Source organism: Streptomyces sp. NPDC034037 (genome assembly GCF_055575715.1).
Genome location: NZ_JBVISC010000007.1, coordinates 411,667 through 432,047, shown reverse-complemented (window position 1 = coordinate 432,047; position 20,381 = coordinate 411,667). Strand labels below are relative to the sequence as shown.

Annotated in this window: 17 protein-coding genes and 1 riboswitch; of the genes, 5 read left to right on the top strand and 12 right to left on the bottom strand. The window is 72.0% G+C overall.

The window, feature by feature from the left end:
- Window positions 1-15: 15 nt before the first annotated feature.
- Together ACZ516_RS25975 and ribD are read right to left on the bottom strand one after the other, a co-directional pair.
- A complete protein-coding gene (locus ACZ516_RS25975) occupies window positions 16-636 on the bottom strand; it encodes a riboflavin synthase (protein ID WP_361078528.1) in 621 nt (206 codons plus the stop codon).
- A 1-nt stretch (window position 637) separates the two neighbouring features.
- A complete protein-coding gene (gene ribD / locus ACZ516_RS25970; protein WP_469011848.1) occupies window positions 638-1,693 on the bottom strand; it encodes a bifunctional diaminohydroxyphosphoribosylaminopyrimidine deaminase/5-amino-6-(5-phosphoribosylamino)uracil reductase RibD in 1,056 nt (351 codons plus the stop codon).
- Window positions 1,694-1,905: 212 nt separating this feature from the next.
- A riboswitch (FMN riboswitch) is annotated at window positions 1,906-2,036 on the bottom strand.
- Between the two features lie 249 nt (window positions 2,037-2,285).
- Here ribD and ACZ516_RS25965 point away from each other — a divergent pair.
- Entirely contained in the window at window positions 2,286-4,634 is a 2,349-nt protein-coding gene (locus ACZ516_RS25965; protein WP_361078531.1) for a chitinase C-terminal domain-containing protein, read from the top strand.
- A 30-nt stretch (window positions 4,635-4,664) separates the two neighbouring features.
- Here the strand turns inward: ACZ516_RS25965 and ACZ516_RS25960 are convergent, their stop codons facing one another.
- Entirely contained in the window at window positions 4,665-5,825 is a 1,161-nt protein-coding gene (locus ACZ516_RS25960) for an ROK family transcriptional regulator (protein ID WP_469011787.1), read from the bottom strand.
- Window positions 5,826-5,923: 98 nt separating this feature from the next.
- Here ACZ516_RS25960 and ACZ516_RS25955 point away from each other — a divergent pair, with 98 nt between their 5' ends.
- The 4 genes from ACZ516_RS25955 to ACZ516_RS25940 all read left to right on the top strand — a co-directional run bounded on the left by ACZ516_RS25955 (window position 5,924) and on the right by ACZ516_RS25940 (window position 10,899).
- Complete coding sequence (locus tag ACZ516_RS25955; protein ID WP_469011786.1) at window positions 5,924-7,132, top strand: MFS transporter; 1,209 nt, start codon at window positions 5,924-5,926, stop codon at window positions 7,130-7,132.
- An 86-nt stretch (window positions 7,133-7,218) separates the two neighbouring features.
- The gene (locus tag ACZ516_RS25950) at window positions 7,219-8,622 is read left to right on the top strand and encodes a uracil-xanthine permease family protein (protein WP_469011785.1); all 1,404 of its coding nucleotides are present in this window, start codon (window positions 7,219-7,221) and stop codon (window positions 8,620-8,622) included.
- Window positions 8,623-8,868: 246 nt separating this feature from the next.
- The gene (locus ACZ516_RS25945) at window positions 8,869-10,053 is read left to right on the top strand and encodes a Cmx/CmrA family chloramphenicol efflux MFS transporter (protein ID WP_469011783.1); all 1,185 of its coding nucleotides are present in this window, start codon (window positions 8,869-8,871) and stop codon (window positions 10,051-10,053) included.
- A 138-nt stretch (window positions 10,054-10,191) separates the two neighbouring features.
- Window positions 10,192-10,899: a DUF5995 family protein gene (locus ACZ516_RS25940; RefSeq protein ID WP_358582312.1), complete on the top strand. Its 708-nt coding sequence runs from the start codon at window positions 10,192-10,194 to the stop codon at window positions 10,897-10,899.
- A gap of 57 nt (window positions 10,900-10,956) precedes the next feature.
- Here the strand turns inward: ACZ516_RS25940 and ACZ516_RS25935 are convergent, their stop codons facing one another.
- The 9 genes from ACZ516_RS25935 to rpe all read right to left on the bottom strand — a co-directional run bounded on the left by ACZ516_RS25935 (window position 10,957) and on the right by rpe (window position 20,222).
- Complete coding sequence (locus ACZ516_RS25935) at window positions 10,957-12,651, bottom strand: flavin monoamine oxidase family protein (RefSeq protein WP_469011782.1); 1,695 nt, start codon at window positions 12,649-12,651, stop codon at window positions 10,957-10,959.
- Between the two features lie 49 nt (window positions 12,652-12,700).
- A complete protein-coding gene (locus tag ACZ516_RS25930) occupies window positions 12,701-13,498 on the bottom strand; it encodes a carbon-nitrogen hydrolase family protein (RefSeq protein ID WP_358582251.1) in 798 nt (265 codons plus the stop codon).
- Window positions 13,499-13,680: 182 nt separating this feature from the next.
- The gene (locus ACZ516_RS25925; RefSeq protein ID WP_358582249.1) at window positions 13,681-14,136 is read right to left on the bottom strand and encodes an Lrp/AsnC family transcriptional regulator; all 456 of its coding nucleotides are present in this window, start codon (window positions 14,134-14,136) and stop codon (window positions 13,681-13,683) included.
- A 10-nt stretch (window positions 14,137-14,146) separates the two neighbouring features.
- The gene (locus ACZ516_RS25920) at window positions 14,147-15,616 is read right to left on the bottom strand and encodes an amino acid permease (RefSeq protein ID WP_358582247.1); all 1,470 of its coding nucleotides are present in this window, start codon (window positions 15,614-15,616) and stop codon (window positions 14,147-14,149) included.
- Between the two features lie 302 nt (window positions 15,617-15,918).
- Window positions 15,919-17,361 (bottom strand): GuaB1 family IMP dehydrogenase-related protein, encoded by a 1,443-nt coding sequence (locus tag ACZ516_RS25915; protein ID WP_361078547.1) that lies wholly within the window; start codon window positions 17,359-17,361, stop codon window positions 15,919-15,921.
- A 173-nt stretch (window positions 17,362-17,534) separates the two neighbouring features.
- Window positions 17,535-17,942 carry a barstar family protein gene (locus tag ACZ516_RS25910; RefSeq protein ID WP_361078550.1) on the bottom strand — a complete coding sequence of 136 codons (408 nt, stop codon included), beginning with the start codon at window positions 17,940-17,942 and terminating at the stop codon, window positions 17,535-17,537.
- Window positions 17,939-18,328: a guanyl-specific ribonuclease gene (locus ACZ516_RS25905; RefSeq protein WP_469011779.1), complete on the bottom strand. Its 390-nt coding sequence runs from the start codon at window positions 18,326-18,328 to the stop codon at window positions 17,939-17,941. Before ACZ516_RS25905 ends, ACZ516_RS25910 begins: the two co-directional genes overlap by 4 nt.
- A gap of 76 nt (window positions 18,329-18,404) precedes the next feature.
- On the bottom strand, window positions 18,405-19,457 hold the full coding sequence (locus ACZ516_RS25900; protein ID WP_358582239.1) for a sugar-binding transcriptional regulator: 1,053 nt from the start codon (window positions 19,455-19,457) through the stop codon (window positions 18,405-18,407).
- A gap of 78 nt (window positions 19,458-19,535) precedes the next feature.
- Window positions 19,536-20,222 carry a ribulose-phosphate 3-epimerase gene (gene rpe / locus ACZ516_RS25895; protein WP_358582236.1) on the bottom strand — a complete coding sequence of 229 codons (687 nt, stop codon included), beginning with the start codon at window positions 20,220-20,222 and terminating at the stop codon, window positions 19,536-19,538.
- Window positions 20,223-20,381 lie beyond the last annotated feature (159 nt).

Sequence of the window (20,381 nt, the reverse complement as noted above, 5' to 3'; positions counted from 1 at the left end):
CGCTGTTGAGCCAGTTCACTTGGTGGCCTCCCGACCGGGGGCGTGGGCGCGGTCGCCGAGGAGGCGCTCCACGTACTTGGCGATGATGTCGACCTCGACGTTGACCGGGTCGCCGGGCTGCTTGATGCCGAGGGTGGTCAGCGCGAGGGTGGTGGGGATCAGGCTGACGGTGAAGAAGTCGGGGCCCGCGTCGACGACGGTGAGGCTGACGCCGTCGACCGTGACGGAGCCCTTCTCCACGACGTAGCGGGAGAGGCCGGCGGGCAGGGAGACCTTGACGATCTCCCAGTTCTCGGAGGGCTCGCGCGCCAGGATCTCGCCGGTGCCGTCGACGTGGCCCTGCACGATGTGCCCGCCGAGGCGCGCGCCGACCGAGGTGGGGCGCTCCAGGTTGACGCGGGAGCCGACCGTGAGCGCGCCGAGGCTGGAGCGCTTCAGGGTCTCCGCCATCACGTCGGCGGTGAATTCGTCGCCCTCGTGCTCCACGACCGTCAGACACACGCCGTTGACGGCGATGGAGTCGCCGTGCCGGGCCCCTTCGGTGACCACGGGGCCGCGCAGGCGGAACCGGGACGCGTCGGGGAGGTTCTCGACGGCGGTGATCTCGCCCAGCTCTTCGACGATTCCGGTGAACACGTCAGTGCTCCTTCGCTACGGGGGTCGCGGTGATGCGCAGGTCGGGTCCGAGGCGGACGGTCTCGCTCACGTCGAGCCGCAACGCTTCGGTGATGGTGGTGATTCCGCCGCCGGCCAGAGCGGTGGGGCCCGCGCCCAGCAGGACGGGGGCGAGGTAGGCGACGACGCGGTCGAGGGCGCCGGCGGCGACGAAGGCGCCGGCGAGGGTCGGGCCGCCTTCGAGGAGCACGGAGCGCACTCCGCGCCCGTGGAGGACGTCGAGGAGGGCCGGGATGTCCAGACCGTGCTCGGTGCGCGGGAGCCGGACGGTCTCGGCGCCGTGCCGGGGGCGGGCGTCCTCGGCCACGGCGATCAGGGTCGGCGCCGCGGCGTCCAGGACGCGGGCGCCCGGCGTGACGGCGGTGCCCCGGGTGTCGACGACGACGCGCAGCGGCTGGACGGCGCCCGCCACGTCCCGCACGGCGAGGTGCGGGTCGTCGGCGCGCTGGGTGCCGGAGCCGACGACGACGGCGTCGCTCTGGGCGCGCAGCCGGTGCACGTCGGCGCGGGAGTCGGCGGAGGTGATCCAGCGGCTCGAACCGTCGGCGGCGGCGATCCTGCCGTCCAGTGAGGCGGCGTACTTCCAGGTGACGTGGGGGCGGCCGAGGCGTACGGCGGTGAGCCAGGCGGCGTTGCCCCGCGCGGCCTCCGCTTCGAGCAGGCCGGCTTCGACGGAGATCCCGGCCGTACGGAGCGTCTGCGCGCCGCCGGTCGCGGTGGGGTCGGGGTCGCCGACGGCGTAGACGACGCGGGTGATCCCGGCGTCGATGAGGGCCTGAGCGCAGGGGCCGGTGCGGCCGGTGTGGTTGCAGGGCTCCAGGGTGACGAGCGCGGTGCCGCCGCAGGCCCGCTCACCGGCCGCGCGCAGGGCGTTGACCTCGGCGTGCGGGCCGCCGGCGCGCTGGTGCCAGCCCTCCCCCGCGACCTCGCCGGACGCGTCGAGCACGACGCAGCCGACGACGGGGTTGGGGCTCGTGGCTCCGAGACCGAGCGCTGCGAGCTCGACGGCGCGCCGCATGGCGGCTGCTTCGGCTACGGCGGTGGCCACCGGGTCCTCCTGCCTCTTCGGGCACGGACTCCGGGGCTGTCGATGACGACGACACGTACGGGCGACGACATCCACCGACACGTCGTCGCCGAAAGAGACCTGTCCCCGGGAGGTCCCAGGAACCGCCCCTGGCCGAGGCCAGGAACAAGCCAAGTCGGCGGCGTGCATGAGATGCCCGCCCGCCGCGCACTGCCTCCCATCCGGACTTTCACCGTCGGTCCAGGAATTTCACCTGGTCAACCGACCGCTGGAGGCGGCCGGGTCGCGGACTGTAACCGCCGGTTCGGAATTACACCGACCCCGGAGTGCGCTGCTTGTGGTACGAGGCCAGTGTGCCACGCCTGATCGTGGGCCAGGCGAGTGACCGGCTGTGGGCTGGCTCACAGGGGCGGCCATCGATCTTGCGTTCAACAACTTGGTCCAGACCTATTGACCGACTGGTCTAGTCCTCTTAATCTCTGCGTCACCTCCCAGGAGCCGGAGCCGACGGTGTGCGCACACCGGGCCCCAGAACGTCCCACCTCTGTACCGGCTGTGCTGTTCCGCCCGTCCGCGTTCCACCATGCCCCTGGAGGCCCCCTTGCCGTCCCTCGACCGCGCGAGATCCACCGTGCTCGCGACCGGCGTCGCCGTCGCCGGAATGCTGCTCGGCATGGTGTCCGGCGGCGTCTCGCACGCCGCCGACGACGCGTCCTGCCGCCCCGACGGCCTCTACCGGACGCCCGGTGTCGACGTCCCCTACTGCTCCGTCTACGACAGCGCCGGCCGCGAGAAGATGGGCGCCGACCACCAGCGCCGGGTCATCGGCTACTTCACCGGCTGGCGCACCGGCAAGAACGGCGAGCCCGCCTACCTCGCCTCCGACATCCCGTGGGAGAAGGTCACCCACGTCAACTACGCCTTCGGGCACATCGACAAGGCCAACAAGCTCTCCGTGGGCTCCGACGGCGAGAAGAACGCCGCCACCGGCATGACCTGGCCGGGCGTCGCGGGCGCCGAGATGGACCCCGCGCTGCCCTACAAGGGCCACTTCAACCTGCTCAACAAGTTCAAGAAGAAGCACCCGGACGTCAAGACGCTCATCTCCGTGGGCGGCTGGGCCGAGACGGGCGGCTACTTCGGCGACGACGGCGAGCGCGTGAAGTCCGGCGGCTTCTACTCGATGGCGACCAACGCCGACGGCTCGGTCAACCAGGCGGGCATCGACACCTTCGCCGACTCGGCGGTCGCCTTCATAAAGAAGTACGGCTTCAACGGCGTCGACATCGACTACGAGTACCCGACCTCGATGAAGGACGCGGGCCACCCGGCCGACTTCCCGATCTCCAACGCCCGGCGCGGCGGCCTGGTCAAGGGCTACGCGGCGCTGATGAAGTCCCTGCGCGAGAAGCTCGACAGGGCGGGCGCGGCGGACGGCAGGCACTACATGCTGACCGTGGCGGCGCCCTCCTCCGGCTATCTGCTGCGCGGCATGGAGACCTTCCAGGTCCAGAAGTACCTGGACTACGTCAACATCATGTCCTACGACCTGCACGGCGCCTGGAACGAGTACGTCGGTCCGAACGCCTCGCTCTTCGACGACGGCAAGGACGCCGAACTCGCGGCGGCGGGCGTCTACGGCAGCCAGCAGTACGGCGGCATCGGCTACTTGAACACCGACTGGGCCTATCACTACTTCCGCGGCTCGATGCCCGCGGGGCGGATCAACATCGGCCTGCCGTACTACACGCGCGGCCACAAGAACGTGCAGGGCGGCACCGACGGACTGTGGGGCAAGGCGGCGGCGAGCACGTGTCCGGCCGGCTCGGGCCTGACCAAGTGCGGTGACGGCGCGGTCGGCATCGACAACCTGTGGCACGACAAGGACGACAACGGCAAGGAGTCCCCGGCGGGCTCCAACCCGATGTGGCACGCCAAGAACCTGGAGAAGGGGATCGTCGGCGACTACGTCACCAAGTACGGCTTCCCCGCGGACACCAGGCTGACCGGCACCTACGCCCGCAAGTACAGCTCCTCGCTGGTCGCGCCGTGGCTGTGGAACGCGGAGAAGAAGGTCTTCCTGTCCACGGAGGACGAGGAGTCGGTGGCGAAGAAGGCCGACTACGTGGTCGACCGGGGCATCGGCGGCACGATGGTCTGGGAGATGGCGGGCGACTACCGCTGGAACGCGGCCAAGGGCCAGTACGAGATGGGCGACACGCTCACCTCGCTGATGCACGACAAGTTCAAGGCCGCGAAGCCGTACGGCGCGAAGGTCGCGAACAAGGAGATGCCCACCAAGGCCGTGGACATCGGCGTGGAGTTCGGGGACTTCAAGCTCGGTGACTCCAACTACCCGATCACGCCCAAGGTGAAGATCACCAACAACACGAAGACGGCGCTGCCGGGCGGTACGGAGTTCCAGTTCGACTACGCCACCTCGGCCCCGGGCAACGCCTCCGACCAGTCGGGCTTCGGTACGAAGGTCATCAGCAGCGAGCACACCGGAAGCAACGTCGGCGGTCTGAAGGGCGATTTCCACCGGGTCTCGCTGAAGCTTCCCGCCTGGCAGTCGCTGGCCCCGGGCGCCTCGGTGGACCTGTCGTTCAACTACTACCTGCCGGTGTCGACCCCGTGGAACTGGACGGTGAACATCAGCGGCACGACGTACGCGCTCACCGGCGACCTGGCGCGCGGCACCACGGTCGTCGAACCGGGCACGGGCACCGGCCCCACCGACCCGCCGGGGCCGACGGACCCGCCGGTACCCGGCGCGTGCACCGCCCCCGCGTGGAGCTCGTCGGCCGAGTACGGCTCCGGAACGACCGTCTCGCACAAGGCGCACACCTGGAAGGCGAAGTGGTGGACGAAGGGCGATGAGCCCGGCGCCGGCGGCCAGTGGGGCGTCTGGCAGGACCTCGGCGCCTGCTGACCTTCGCCCGACCCGGCCCGCCGCCCCGCCTCACCGGCCGGGCGGCGGGCCGAACAGTTCGTCCTGGGCCGCGTCACGGGCGGCCAGCAGCGCGCCGCGAGAGACCGCCGAGTCGCCGAGGACGCTCGCCCGGACCTCGGTGCGCAGGGGCGACATGGCGCTGACGCGGGCGGTGACCCGCTCGGCGAGCGCGGCACCGCCCGCGCGGCCCACTTCGCCGCCCAGCACCACGCAGCCCGGGTCCAGGATCGCGGCCATCGCGGCGGCGCCGACGGCGATCCGGTCCGCGACGGCGTCCAGGAAGGCGTCCGCGCCGCTCCCGACGGCACGGTGCACCACGTCGGCGGCGGTCAGGCCGGGGCCGGACAGGCCGTGCTCCGCGCCGAGTTCCCGCAGCGCGGCGGCGCAGGCCAGCGAGTGGAAACCGCCCTCGCAGCCGGTGGCGGAGGGCAGCGAGCCCGTGCCCGGCACCGGCAGGAAGCCGATCTCGCCCGTGCCGCCGGAGGCCCCCCTGCGCAGCACGCCGTCGAGCACGACGGCGGCGCCCACACCCTCGCCGAGCCAGAGCAGCACGAAGGTGTCCCGGTCGTGCGCGGCGCCCTCGCGCTGTTCGGCGCGGGCCGCGAGGTTGGTCTCGTTCTCCACCAGGACCCGCGCCCCGAGCCGCTCCTGGAGGGCGCCGGGGAGCCGTCGGTGCCAGGCGGGCAGGGACGTCGTGTCGTGCAGCTCGCCGGTGGCGGGATCGATGAGGCCGGGCGCGCCCATGCCGACGGTGTGCAGCCTTTGGGCGCCGCTCTCGCGTACGGCGCCCTCGACGAGCGCGAGGGCGCTTTCGACCGCGGCGGCGGTGTCGCCGCCGATGGGCGCGCGGGCCTCGGCGAGCCGCGCCCCCAGCAGGTCGGTCACGACCACGCGGACGCCGTCGGTGCGCACGTCGAGCGCGGCGAGGTGGGCGCGGTCGGCGACGATCCCGTAGAGCCGGGCGTTCGGGCCGCGCCGCTGGGCGCCCGCCTCGCCCACGACGGTGACGAGCCCGGCGCCCTGGAGGCGCTCGACGAGGTCGGCGACCGAGGGCCGGGACAGGCCGGTGAGCTGCTTCAACTGGCCCGCGGTCAGGGGGCCCTCGCTCTGCAGGAGGCCCAGTGCGAACCGGTCGTTGATAGCCCGGGCGGTCCTCGGTGAGGCAGGCATGCCGCGATCCTTCCACAGAGCGCTTCTATTTATCAGGCAGGGTTCCTGATAGTTTACGTCGCCGTATCGGGGCACATCTCGGGAGGGGCGGAGCGGTGATGGGTGAAGTGGTCCACGACAAGAGGCGGCTGCGGCGCGCGCGGATCGCCGTGGCGGCCGTCTTCTGTGTGCACGGCGCGGTCACCGGCTCCTTCGCGACCCGGGTCCCCTGGATCCAGGAGCACGCCTCGGTCAGCGCCGGCCTGCTCGGCCTGGCCCTCGCCTTCCCGGCGATCGGCGCCTCCCTCGCGATGCCGCTCGCGAGCCGGATCAGCCACCGCTTCGGCGCCCGCAACGCGCTGCGCGGGCTGCTGGCGCTGTGGACGCTCTCGCTGATCCTGCCGTCGCTCGCGCCCAACCTGCTCACGCTCTGCCTCGCGCTCTTCGTGTACGGCGCGACGTCCGGCATGTCGGACGTCGCGATGAACGCGCTCGGCGTCGAGACGGAGACCCGCATGCAGAAGTCGATCATGTCGGGGCTGCACGGCATGTGGAGCGTGGGCGCCCTGATCGGCTCGGCGGCCGGCACGGTCGCCGCCCACCTGGGCTCGGACGCCCGGCTGCACCACGCCCTCGCCGCCGCCGCGCTGACGGTGCTCGGCCTCGCCGCCTGCCAGGGAGTGCTCGACCTCCAGGCGACGCCCGAGGAGGAGGTGCCGCCGCGGTTCTCGCTGCCGCCCAAGTCGGCGCTGCTCATCGGCGCGGTGGGCTTCTGCGCGGTCTTCGCGGAGGGCGCGAGCCTGGACTGGTCGGCGGTCTACCTGCGGGACGTCCTGGACACGTCGGCCGGTGCCGCCGCCGCGTCCACCACCGGTTTCACGCTCACCATGGCCGTCGCACGGCTGGCGGGCGACGCGGTGGTGGACCGGTTCGGGGCGGTGCGCACGGTGCGGGCCGGCGGGGTGCTCGCGGCCCTCGGCGGGCTGCTCGTGGTCTTCGCGACCCATCCGGTCATGGCCATGGGCGGCTTCGCGCTGCTGGGCCTCGGGATCGCCGTCGTGGTGCCGCTGGCGTTCGCCGCGGCCGGGCGCAGCGGCCCGAACCCCAGCCAGGCCATCGCGGGCGTCGCCACCATCACGTACACCTCGGGCCTCATCGCCCCCTCCGCGATCGGCACGCTGGCGGACGCGACGAGCCTGGTGGTCTCGTTCGGCCTGGTGACGCTGCTCGCCTTCGGCCTCGCGGTCTTCGCGGGCGTCCTGCGCACGGACGGCCGAGCGGCGGCGCCGGCCCCGAGCGCGCAGCCGACCGGAGAGAAGTCGCACTGATGTCGCATTAACATGGCGTCGATCATTTCGGGCCACGCGCGACACGCTGTGCGGTCCGGTCCGGCGCACAGAAAGCGACACTCACCATGGATCTCGGCGTGCGCTGGAAACTGCACGGCGACGGCCGTACGCCCGCCCCCGGCGCGGTCGTACGGCCCGACGAGCGGCTCTCGTGGCCGCGCACCTTCGGGCTCGGCGCGCAGCACGTGGTGGCCATGTTCGGCGCGTCCTTCGTGGCGCCCGTGCTGATGGGCCTCGACCCGAATCTCGCCATCATGATGTCGGGTGTCGCGACCGTCATCTTCCTGCTCGCCACGCGCGGGCGGGTGCCGAGCTACCTGGGCTGCTCGCTCTCGTTCGTGGGCGTGGCCGCCGTCATCCGGGCGCAGGGCGGCTCCAGCGCGACGGTCACCGGCGCTGTCCTCGTGGTGGGCGTCGTGCTGTTCCTGGTGGGGCTCGCGGTGCAGAAGTTCGGGGCGCGGATCATCCACGCCGCGATGCCGCCGGTCGTGACCGGCGCGGTCGTCATGCTGATCGGCTTCAATCTGGCGCCCGTGACCGCGTCGACGTATTGGCCGCAGGACCAGTGGACGGCTCTGCTGGTGATGCTGTTCACCGGACTGGCCGTGGTGTGTCTGCGCGGCTTCTGGTCGCGTGTCGCGATCTTCCTCGGCCTGGTCTTCGGCTACGCCGTCTCCTGGGTCTTCGACCAGGTCTTCGGCGCGATCCACTCGGCGGACGCCGCCGGCAAGGTCGTCGACCACTGGCGCCTGGACCTGTCCGGCGTCGGCAAGGCCGACTGGATCGGCCTGCCCTCCTTCCACGCGCCGAGCTTCGAGTGGTCGGCGATCCTCGTGGCGCTGCCCGTCGTCATCGCGCTGGTCGCGGAGAACGCGGGCCACGTCAAGGCCGTCGGCGAGATGACCGGCGACAACCTCGACGACAGGCTCGGCACGGCGATCTCCGCCGACGGCGCCGCCTCCATGCTCTCCACCGCGGTCGGCGGGCCGCCCAACACCACGTACTCCGAGAACATCGGCGTGATGGCGGCGACCCGCGTCTACTCCACGGCCGCGTACTGGGCGGCGGCCGCCTTCGCGCTGCTCTTCGGGCTCTGCCCCAAGTTCGGCGCGGTCGTCGCGGCGATCCCCGGCGGGGTGCTCGGCGGCATCACCGTCATCCTGTACGGCATGATCGGCCTGCTCGGCGCGCAGATCTGGCTCAACGCCGGGGTGGACCTGCGCAATCCGCTGAACCTCGTGCCGACCGCCGCCGGCATCATCATCGGCGTCGGCGGTGTCTCGCTGAAGATCACCGACAACTTCGAGCTGAGCGGCATCGCGCTCGGCACGATCGTCGTCATCACGGGCTACCACGTGCTGCGCGCGTTCGCCCCGCCGCACCTCAAGTCCCAGGAACCGCTGCTGGACGCGGGCACGTCGACGTACGACGAGAGCGGCGCCACGGACGAGAGCGACAGGACCCGGTAGTCGGAGCGACAGGACCCGGTAATCGGGTGGACAGGGCGCGCACCGTTTGACTAGCGTGCCCGCCATGTCCAGCCCCGAGGCGTCAAGACTGCGGCCACCGGTCCTCCGGTGGCTTTCCGCGCTCTCGCACTGACACCTCGGCCGTACGCGACCTCCGCCTCGGCCCGTACGCGACCTCCGCGCCGCCACCGGATCACCGCCCCGTGCCCTGATCCCGGCGTTTCCTCGTGATTGCGGAGTCCTGCTGTGCCCTTTGCCCTCTACCTGCTCGGCCTTGCCGTCTTCGCGCAAGGCACCTCCGAGTTCATGCTGTCCGGTCTGGTGGCGGACATCGCCCGGGACCTGGAGGTGTCCATCCCGTCCGCGGGCCATCTGACCTCGGCTTTCGCCATCGGGATGGTGGTCGGCGCGCCGCTGATGGCCGTCGCGAGCCACCGCTCCTCGCGGCGCGGCGCGCTGTCGGCGTTCCTGGTCACCTTCTTGCTGGTGCATGTCGTCGGCGCGCTCACCACGAGCTTCGCCGTGCTCCTCGCCACCCGTGTGGTGGGCGCTCTCGCCAACGCCGGCTTCCTCGCGGTCGCCCTGGTGACCGCCACCGCCATGGTCGAGCCGCACGCGAAGGGCCGCGCGACCTCGGCCCTGCTCGGCGGGGTGACAATCGCCTGCGTCGCGGGGGTGCCCGCGGGTGCGCTGCTCGGCGAGGTGTGGGGGTGGCGCTCCGCGTTCTGGGCCGTGGCCCTGCTCTCGGTGCCCGCGATCCTCGCGATCGTACGGGCCGTGCCGAAGGGGGCGCCGGACACCGCCGGGCCGGGCGTGCTCGGCGAGCTGCGCGCGCTGGGTGACCCACGGCTGCTGGTCACCCTGCTGCTCGGTGCGCTGGTGAACGGCGCGACGTTCTGTACGTTCACCTATCTCGCGCCCCTGGTCACCGAGGTCACCGGGCTCGGCTCGGCCTGGGTTCCGATGGTGCTCGCCCTCTTCGGCATCGGTTCGTTCGCCGGGGTTACGCTGGCGGGCCGCGCCGCCGACGTACGGCCCGTACCGCTCCTGGTGTCCGGCATGCTCGCCCTGCTGGCGGGCTGGGTACTGTTCGCGGTGACCGCCGCGCACCCGGTGGCCGTGGTGGTGCTGGTCCTCGTCCAGGGCGCGCTGTCCTTCGGCGTGGGCTCGACGCTGATCTCGCAGGCCCTCTACGCGGCGAGCGACGCGCCCCGGCTGTCGGGCGGCTTCGCCACCGCCGCCTTCAACGTGGGCGGCGCGTTCGGTCCCTGGGCGGGCGGTCTCGCGATCTCGGCGGGGCTCGGCCACCGCTCGCCGCTGTGGGTGAGCGCGCTGCTCGTGGCGCTGGCGCTGGCCACCGCGGGCGTTGCGCTCGTCCTGCGGCGGCGGGTCCCGGCGGGCGCCGAGGCCCCTTCCGGCGTCCGCTCGTAGCCGGGCCGCGGGGTCCCTCGTTTCGGGGAAGCGACCGGTGCGCCGAGGGCCCGGTCGGGCCGGGCCTGGGACCCTGCCCCCATGGCGCAGGTGGAGCGGTTCGCACAGACACGGGCCCCGGAGCGCGGGGGCGACGGCATGGTGGCGCAGCGGTCCGGGCCGGCCGGGCCGCCTGCGCGCACACCGGAGGTCGACAGCGTCCTGGCGCGGATGCGCGCGCTCGGCGACGACTGGCCACCGCACGACGGGGTGGCCGTCTTCAACCGCGTCTACCTCTCGGTGACCGAGGAGATCGGCCGGAGCATCGGTCGGGGCGCCTTCCCCGACACCCGGGCCGCGGCCACGCTGGGGGGCCGGTTCGCGCAGCGGTATCTGGCCGCCGTCGACGCCGCCTCCGACGGCCGCACACCGCCGGCCTGCTGGCGTCCGCTGTTCCAGTACCGGCGCCATCCCGGCGTACGCCCGCTGCAGTTCGCCCTCGCGGGCATCAACGCGCACATCGGCCACGATCTGGCCCTCGCCCTGCTGGACACCTGCCGTGCGCTCGGCTGCGAACCGGCCGATCTGGAGGACGAGTTCGACCGCGTGGGCGACATCCTCGTGGCCCTGGAGGAACACATCCGCGAGGAGCTGATGCCCGGCCCCGACCTCCTCCAGATCAGCGATCCGCTGACCCATCTGGCGGGCTCCTGGAGCCTGGAGCGGGCCCGCGACGGCGCGTGGGCGGCGGCCCGCGCCCTGTGGGCGCTGCGGGAGCTGCCCGGCGTCGCCGAGGAGTTCACGCAGCGCCTGGACGGGGCGGTGGGCCTGGTGGGGCGCATCCTGCTCACCCCGCTGCCGGACTGAGCGCGGCCGCCGCCACCGCGCCCCTCGCCAGTGCTCCGGCAGCCAGGCCTTCGGCGGTCAGTCCTCCGGCAGCTCGACCGGCGCGATCTCGTCGTACACGTCGCCCGGCCCGGGGTTCGTGGCGTCCGTGGCCCCGCCGAAGTGGTGCATCACGCCCCACACCGCGTTCAGCGCGGTCTGGATCGCGCCCTCGGCCCAGCCGGCCGTCCAGGAGATGTCGTCGCCCGCGAGGAAGATGCCGCGCTTGTCCTCGGGCAGGCGGTCCTGCATGAAGTGGGTGAACAGGCGCCGCTGGTAGCGGTAGTGGCCGGGCAGGTTCGCCTTGAAGGCGCCCATGAAGTAGGGCTCGTTCTCCCAGGAGACCGTCACCGGGTTGCCGATGATGTGGCTGCGGATGTCGACCTTCGGGTAGATCTCGCCGAGCGACTTGAGCATGACCTCCATGCGCTCGTTCGCCGACAGGGGCAGCCACTTCAGGCTGTCGTCGCACCAGGTGTAGGAGAGGCAGATGACGGCGGGCTTGTCCGGGCCGTCGTCCAGGAGGTAGGTGCCGCGGGTCATGCGGTCGGTGAGCGTCATCGACATGACGTCCCGGCCGGTCTCCTCGTCCTTGTCCAGCCAGAACGGCCGGTCCACCGGCACGAAGAGCTTGGAGGACTCCATGTAGTGGGTGCGCTCCATCGCCGTCCAGTGGTCGATGGGGAAGAGCGAGTCGTCGCACTCGATCTTGGAGAGCAGCATCCACGACTGGGCGGTGAAGATCGCCGCCCGGTAGGTGCGGATGTCGCCGGAGGCGTCGGTGACGGTGACGCGGTTCCCGGCGGTGCGGGTCAGGCGCATCACGGCCGGCTTGGGCTCGCCGCCCTCGTGGAGCGTCTTCAGGGACGTGCCGGGCTCCCAGTGCACGATCTTCTGCGGCTCGCGCTCCCACAGGCGCAGGGGCAGCTGCTGGCTGCCGCCGACGATGCCGCGGTGGTGGTCGTCGGCCTCGGTGTAGACGACGCGCAGGATCTCCAGGATGGAGTTCGGGAAGTCGGTGTCCCAGCCGCCCGTGCCGAAGCCGACCTGGCCGAAGATCTCGCGGTGCCGGAAGGACTTGAAGGCCTCGGAGTCGCAGAGGAAGCCGTAGAAGGTCTGGTTGTCGAGCTTCTCGACCAGCTTCGACCAGATCTCGCGGATCTTGGGCACGTCGCGCTCGCGCAGGGCGCGGTTCATGTCGGAGAAGTCGGCGCCCTCTTCCAGGCAGTCCGCCCACGCCTTCGCCACGTCGCGGTAGACCTGCGGCAGGTCCGCCACCGTCTCGGCGTAGTGCGACTCGCCCTTGAGGTCCACGACCGTGGAGGGGGTCGACTCGGCGAGCGGGTTCGGGAACGCGCGGGTCTTCAGACCCACCAGGTCGATGTAGTGCTGGAGCGCCGTCGAGGACGGCGGGAAGCGCATGGCGCCCATCTCGGCCGTCAGGTCGGCGTCGCACCCCTCGAAGCCAACGGTGCGCAGCCGGCCGCCGATCTGGTCGGCCTCGTAGACGACGGGCTTGAGGCCCATCTTCATCAGCTCGTACGCGGCGACGATGCCGGACAGGCCACCGCCGATGACGGCGACCTCGGTGCCGTGCTCGGTCGCGGGTATCTGGCCGAGGCCCGCGGGGTGCGCGAGGAAGTCGTCGTACGCGTAGGGGAAGTCCGGGCCGAACATGGTGATCGGCGGCTGGGCGTCGGTGTGCTGGATGGCGGTGGGCACCGTGGACGTCATGGGGTACGGACTCCTTGCACGAACTGAAAAGTCAGGTGAGGGGGTGGGCTCAGACGAGGGACGCGTACAGGCCGGGGCGGCGGTCGCGCAGGTAGGGGTTGGTCTCGCGGGACGCGCGCAGGAAGTCCGGGTCGACGTCGCCGACGACCAGCTCGGTGCCGCGGCCGGCGCGGGCCCGTGCCACCCCGTCGGGGCCGGCCAGCGTGGACAGGCCGACGAACTCGAACTCGCCCTCGGGGCCGACGCGGTTGACGTACGCGACGTACATCTGGTTCTCGAAGGCGCGCACCGGGATGACCGACTCGGCGACGAACTGGAAGGGGTGCATCTGCGCGGTGGGGACGAGAAGCAGGTCGGTGCCCGCCAGGCCGTGCGCGCGGACGTTCTCCGGGAACTCCACGTCGTAGCAGATCATGAGGCCGACGCGGACGCCGCCCAGCTCGGCCTGGACGACGGGCTGCTCCCCCGGGGTGAAGGCGTCGCGCTCGAAGCAGCCGAAGAGGTGGGTCTTGCGGTAGTTCGCGAGGCGGGTCCCGTCCGGGCCGATGAGCTGCGCGGAGTTGAAGACGACGTCGCCCTCGCGCTCCGGGTAGCCGTAGACGACGCCGACCCGGTGGCGGACCGCGATCTCGGCGATCGCCGTCGCGGAAGGGCCGTCGGCGGCCTCGGCGAGGCGGGCGATGTCGTCGCCGATCGCGTACCCGGTCAGGAACAGCTCGGGCGCCACGAGCAGCCCGGCCCCCTGGGCGGCGGCGCGCGCGGCCGCGTCGTCGAGCGCCGTGAGGTTCTCGGAGACGGATCCGAGCTGCCCGGAACTCTGGAGCAGGGCGGTGCGCAGCGCAGGCATGGCTGATCCTCATGGCGTACGAAGGGGCAGGTGGGGTCCGTTAGACGGTACGGGCGCCGACCTCACCGGTACAAGACGCGACCGTTGCGGGCAGCCGCGCGATCTGTTGCGCGTACGGACGCCGGAACGACGATTCATTGCGCCCGCCCCTGGAAGCCGGCCCCAGCCCCGTCAGCGAACGACTACGCGGGTGACCCCGAGGAGAACCGCCGCATCAGCGGCGAAAGCACCAGCACGGACTTGGTCCGCTCCACGAACGGCTCCCCCGCGATCCGCTCCAGGACCCGCTCGAAATGCCGCATGTCCGCGGCGAAGACCTGAACGATCGCGTCCGCGTCCCCCGTGACGGTGGACGCGGACGCGATCTCGGTGTAGCGCTCGAGTCCTCGCTGGATCGCCTCCGGCGAGGTGTTGCGGCGACAGTAGATCTCGATGAACCCCTCGGTCTCCCAGCCGAGCGCGGCGGGGTCCACCCGCACCGTGAAGCCCGTGATGGCTCCGGTGGCCCGCAGCCGGTCCACGCGCCGCTTGACGGCGGGCGCGGAGAGTCCGACCAGCTGGCCGATGTCGGCGTAGGAACGGCGGGCGTCCTCGGCGAGGGCGTGCACGATGCGTTCGTCGAGATCGTTCAGTCGCACGGGGGGTGGATCACTTCTCTGCTGTGGCCAATCGGGAGCGGCTCATGCCGTACAGGAAGTAGAACACGAGGCCGACGGCCATCCAGACACCGAAGACGATCCAGGTGATGGAGTCGAGGCTGAACATGTTGTAGGCGCAGAATCCGAAGCCGAGCACCGGGAAGAGCCAGCCGAGCGGCACCCGGAAGGTGCGCGGCATGTCCGGGCGGGTGCGGCGCAGCACGATCACGGCGATGTTGACCAGGCCGAAGGCGAAGAGCGTGCCGATGCTGGTGGCGTCGACGAGCTTGCCGAGCGGGACGACCGAGGCGAGCGCGCCGCAGAACAGCGACACGATGACGGTGTTCACGCGGGGCGTGCCGGTCTTCTCGCTGACCCTGCCGAACGCCTTGGGGACCAGGCCGTCGCGGGACATGGCGAACAGGACGCGGGTCTGGCCGTAGAGGACGGTCAGGACGACGGACGCGATGGAGATGACCGCGCCGGCGGCGAGGATCGTGCCCCACATGTGCTGGCCGCTGACGTCGTTCATGATCGCGGCGAGCGTGGCCTCGGAGCCCTCGAAGTCCTTCCAGTTCCAGGCGCCGACGGCGACGGCCGCGACCAGGACGTACAGCGCGGTGACGATGACCAGCGACAGCATGATGGCGCGGGGCAGGTCACGCTGGGGGTTCTTGGCCTCCTCGCCGGCAGTGGAGGCGGCGTCGAAGCCGATGTACGAGAAGAACAGGCTCGCGGCGGCGGCGCTGACACCGGCCGTGCCGAGCGGCATGAAGTCGGAGTAGTTGCCGGACTTGAAGCCCATGAAGCCGATGGTGCAGAAGAGCACCAGTGCGGCGATCTTCACCATGACCATGATCGTGTTGGCGGTCGCCGACTCCTTGGCGCCGCCGAGCAGGAAGACCATGGCGAGGAGCACGACGATGAGGCCGGGCAGGTTGATGATCGCACCGTCGACCTCGCCGGGCGCCGCGGAGAGCGCGTCGGGGATGGTGACGCCGATGGTGCCGTCGAGCAGTTCGTTGAGGTACTCGCCCCAGCCGACCGCGACCGCGGCGACCGAGACGCCGTACTCCAGGACCAGGCACCAGCCGCAGACCCAGGCGATGAGTTCACCCATCGTTGCGTACGCGTACGAGTACGAGGAGCCGGCGACCGGGATGGAGCCGGCCAGTTCCGCGTAGGAGAGGGCGGAGAAGAGGGCGGTGAGGCCGGCGATCACGAAGGAGATGGTGACGGCGGGGCCGGCCTTGGGGACGCTCTCGCCGAGGACGACGAAGATGCCGGTGCCGAGGGTGGCACCGATGCTGATCATGGTCAGCTGCCACATGCCGAGGGAGCGCCGGAGCGAGCCTCCCTCGCCCTGGCCACCCTCCGCGACCAGGGCTTCGACCGGCTTGCGGCGCATCAGACGGCGGCCGAGGCCAGGGGTGCCCGGGGGGCTGGGGCGGTTCTGCGGGGGTGCGCCTTGGTCGAGCACGCGCTGGCTCCTTCGTCGCTGCCGGTCAGGGCGGCGGGGACCCGTGGCATCCGCGTCCAGGGACGGGAGCCACCGAGCAGGCAGTCCCCGCCACACCACGTACAGCGCCTGACTCTAAGGTCCATGCCTTCCCGGCCGTAATGCAGCAACCTTGCGCACCGGCGGACGATCATTGCGCACTTGCGCCCTGGGCGTCGGATCGTTGCGCGGTCCGTTTCGTCCGTTGCGTTCCGGGGGTCGCGGGGCATGCCGAAGGCCCCCGCGGAGATCACCGCGGGGGCCTTCGTGGGGTGCGACTGGGGCTAGCTCCAGCTGGCGTGCAGGGGCTTGCCCTCCGCGTAGCCGGCGGCGCTCTGGACGCCGACCGTGGCCTTCTCGGCGAACTCCGCGAGGGAGGCCGCGCCCGCGTACGTGCAGGAGGAGCGGACGCCCGCGATGATCGAGTCGATCAGGTCCTCGACGCCCGGACGGGTCGGGTCCAGGAACATGCGGGAGGTCGAGATGCCCTCCTCGAAGAGCGCCTTGCGGGCGCGGTCGTACGCCGACTCCTCGCTCGTGCGGTTGCGCACGGCGCGGGCCGAGGCCATGCCGAAGGACTCCTTGTAGGCGCGGCCCTGGGCGTCGTGCTGGAGGTCGCCCGGGGACTCGTACGTCCCGGCGAACCAGGAGCCGATCATGACGTTCGAGGCGCCGGCGGCCAGCGCCATGGCGACGTCGCGCGGGTGGCGGACGCCGCCGTCGGCCCAGACGTGCTTGCCGAACTTCTTGGCCTCGGCGGCGCATTCGAGCACCGCGGAGAACTGCGGGCGGCCGACGCCGGTCATCATGCGCGTGGTGCACATGGCGCCGGGGCCCACGCCGACCTTGATGATGTCGGCGCCGGCCTCGATGAGGTCGCGCACGCCCTCGGCGGCGACGATGTTGCCGGCGACGATCGGGACCTGCGGGTCGAGCGAGCGCACGGCCTTCACGGCGGCGATCATCGACTCCTGGTGGCCGTGCGCGGTGTCCACGACGAGCGTGTCGACGCCCGCGTCGAGCAGCTGCTTGGCCTTGCCCGCCACGTCGCCGTTGATGCCGACGGCGGCGGCGATGCGCAGGCGGCCCTTGGCGTCGACGGCCGGGGTGTAGAGGGTGGCGCGCAGGGCGCCCGTGCGGGTCAGGATGCCCGCGAGGCGGCCGTCCTTGTCCACGGCGGGGGCGTACCTGCGGTTGGCGTGGTCCAGCTTGTTGAACGCGTCGCGCGGGTCGATGTCGGCGTCCAGGAGCACCAGGTCCTTGGACATGACCTCGGAGAGCTGCGTGAAGCGGTCCACGCCGGTCAGGTCGGTGTCGGTGACCACGCCGACGGGCTTCTGGTCGCCGTCGACCACGACGCCCGCGTTGTGCGCGCGCTTGGGCAGCAGGGCGAGCGCGTCGGCGACCGTCTGCGTGGGGGCCAGGACGATCGGGGTGTCCAGGACGTGGTGGCGCGTCTTGACCCAGGTGACGACCTCGGTGACGACCTCGATCGGAATGTCCTGGGGGATGACGACGAGGCCGCCGCGGCGGGCGACGGTCTCGGCCATGCGGCGGCCGGCGATCGCGGTCATGTTGGCGACGACCAGCGGGATCGTGGTGCCCGTGCCGTCGGGCGAGGTGAGGTCGACGCCCTGGCGGGAGCCGACGGCGGAGCGCCTCGGGACCATGAAGACGTCGTCGTACGTCAGGTCGTACGCAGGCTGGATGTCATTGAGGAAGCGCACGTGCTGCTCATCCCAGTCGATCAGAGGTGGCCCCCGGACAGTTAGGCCGAGGGAAAAGCACGTACTTCATTGTCCCATGCCATCGGGCCCGTGCCGCCTGGGACGATCACCCAGGCCGGTCGCGGGGGCGCTGGTCGGATCCTCCAAGGGCGCCGCGGACGGGGACGTTCCGTTCAGCCCTCGCCACGCTCCGTGCGGGCCGGTCCCAGGGCGAGGACGATCTCCAGCCCGGTCTCCGCGCCCCGCCAGCGCTCGACCGCCGAGGAGAAGACCTCCAGCGCCGTCTCCCACTCCCCCGGCTCGGCCCGGGCGTACTCCTGCCAGCCGGAGACGACGAGCAGCCGCCCCCGGGCGCGGGGCGCCCAGGACAGGTCGGTGAGGCAGTCGGCGAGGGCGTCCCAGTTGTGCCCGAACCACTCGGGCAGGCCAAGGCCCCGGGCGCAGCGCTCCATGAAGGCCGCCTTGTCGCTCACCCCGGCCAGGGAGAGCGCCGCGGTGGTCCACCCGGCGCCGCGCGCGGCATCGAGCACGGGCGCGAGGGGGTCGGGTGCGGGGGTGCGGGGTTCGGGTACGTCGGTCATCGCCTCAGCACCGCCTTGAACGACGCGTAGTGGTCATCGGTGTAGTAGATCTCGCCGCCGCTCCCGGTGACGATGCGCCGGGCACCGCGGTCGCGCTCACCGGGCGTGCGGACGGTGTACTCGTGGTAGTAGCCGCGTTTCTCGCGGGGCAGTCTCCGCTCGAAGTTGCCGAAGACGGCGCCGTCCTTGTCGTACGGGAAGGGGCCGCCGTCGTCGATGCGCCGCAGGGTCAGCCGGGCCTCGGCGGGCAGCCGGTCGGCCCGGACGGTGTCCATGCCACGGGCCCAGTCCGGCGCGGTGGAGGCGTCCGGCCCACACCCGCTCGCCAGGACGGCGAGACACATCAGCACGATCCCCAGCACGCGGGGGACAAACCGGCTCAGCATGCAAGAGACCCTGCCACAGCGCCCCGCGCGGGGCGCGGGGAACCGTCCGACCGGTCGCCGCGGAGCCCGCGGCCGGTCAACTGCCGTCGGGGTCCGCCCGGTCCAGCGCGGGCCGCGGGGCGGGCCCGGCGACCAGCAGCTGATCGGCGGCGGCGGTGTCCGTGACCAGGCTGGTGACGAGCCCGGACCGCAGCACCGCGTCGATGGCCGCGGCCTTGCGCTGCCCGCCGGCGATGGCGACGACCTCGGGAATGCGCCGCAGCCGGTCCGCCTCGACGGTGATGCACCGCTCCCCGAGATCCCGCCCGACGCGACGCCCCTCGGCGTCGAACAGGTGCGCCGACATCTCCGCCGCCACTCCGAGGGAGGCGTAGTGCGCCCGCTCCTCGTCGCTGAGCATGTCGTGCACGGTGGAGATGCCCCGCTCCCAGGAGCCGATGGAGACCGCGGCGACCGTCACCTTGTCGAAATACTCGAAGGCGCGGGCGATGCCGGTCTGGTTGCGCAGCGCCGCCGCGGTGGCGGGGTCGGGCAGCAGCATCGGCGCGTAGATGGGGTGGGCCTCGCCGCCGGAGACCTGGGCGGCGCGCCGTACGGCCTCCACGGAGCCGCGCTCGGCGGTCCCCGCGTCGTAAACACCGGTCAGCTGCACGACCGTGCACGGCGGCAGCTGGTCGAGCGCCGCCGCCATGTGGATCGTGGAGCGGCCCCAGGCGAGGCCGAGCACGTCGCCCTCGTTGACCAGTTCGCCGAGCAGGTCCGCCGCGACCTCGCCGAGGTTCTCGGGGTCGGGGGAGTCCTCGATCTCGTCGGTGGGCGCCGGGGACTCCACCACGACGGCGTGCCGCAGGCCGTAGCGGGCGCGCAGCGCGTCCGAGCGCTCGGCGTCCAACTCCGCCGGGACCCGGATCTCGATGCGCACGAGATCCCGCTCCAGGGCCGTCTCCAGGACCCGGGCCACCTTGAAGCGGCTGACGCCGAACTCCTCGGCGATCTGGATCTTGGACTTGCCCTCGAGGTAGAAGCGGCGGGCCATGGCCGCCGCCTGCACCAGCTCCGCGGGGCCCATCCGCATGGCTGACCGACCCGCCGACATGGCCGACACGGCGCTCTCCTCACTGCTGTTCACAAACTGGGTTCGCCGCTCATCCTTGCAGATCCGGCCTGGTCGATCAGCCCTGAGGGACTGCGTTCACGTTCCCGTGGCTCAGTGGCCGCATGCCCAGGCGCTTGACGCGGTCTTTGCCGTCGCTTGGGCACGCAGTGAACGTACCGCTTCCGCCGGGTCCGTGGCGCCGTAGACCGCGGAGCCCGCGACGAAGACGTCGGCTCCGGCCTCCGCGCAGCGCTCGATGGTGTCGGCGGAGACCCCGCCGTCGACCTGGAGCCACAGCTCCAGGCCGTGCTTGCCGATCAGTTCACGGGTGCGGCGGATCTTGGGCAGCATGATGTCGAGGAACGCCTGTCCCCCGAAGCCCGGCTCGACCGTCATGATCAGCAGCATGTCGAGCTCGCGCAGCAGGTCCTCGTACGGCTCGATGGGCGTCGCCGGCTTCAGGGCCATGGAGGCGCGGGCGCCCTTCGCGCGGATCTCGCGGGCCAGCCGCACGGGAGCGGCGGCGGCCTCCGCGTGGAAGGTGACCGATCCGGCGCCCGCCTCGACGTACTGCGGGGCCCAGCGGTCGGGGTCCTCGATCATCAGGTGGCAGTCGAGGGGCGTGTCCGTCGCGCGGGCCAGCGCCTCCACGACCGGCACACCGAGGGTGAGGTTGGGGACGAAGTGGTTGTCCATCACGTCGACATGGAGCCAGTCGGCGCCCTCGACGGCCTTCGCCTCCTCGGCGAGGCGGGCGAAGTCCGCGGACAGGATGCTGGGGTTGATCTGCACGGCCATGCCCCAAGCCTCCCATGCCCGGCCCCCACCGCGGACCGCGGTCCGAGCCGTGGGCACGGCGCCCCGCGCGGCCGGGTGCCGCGCGCCCCACCGCGCCGTGTACGCCCGCGAAGACCGGCCCGCGCGGCGGGGGCGCCTCTCGCCGTCCGCCACGGCGGG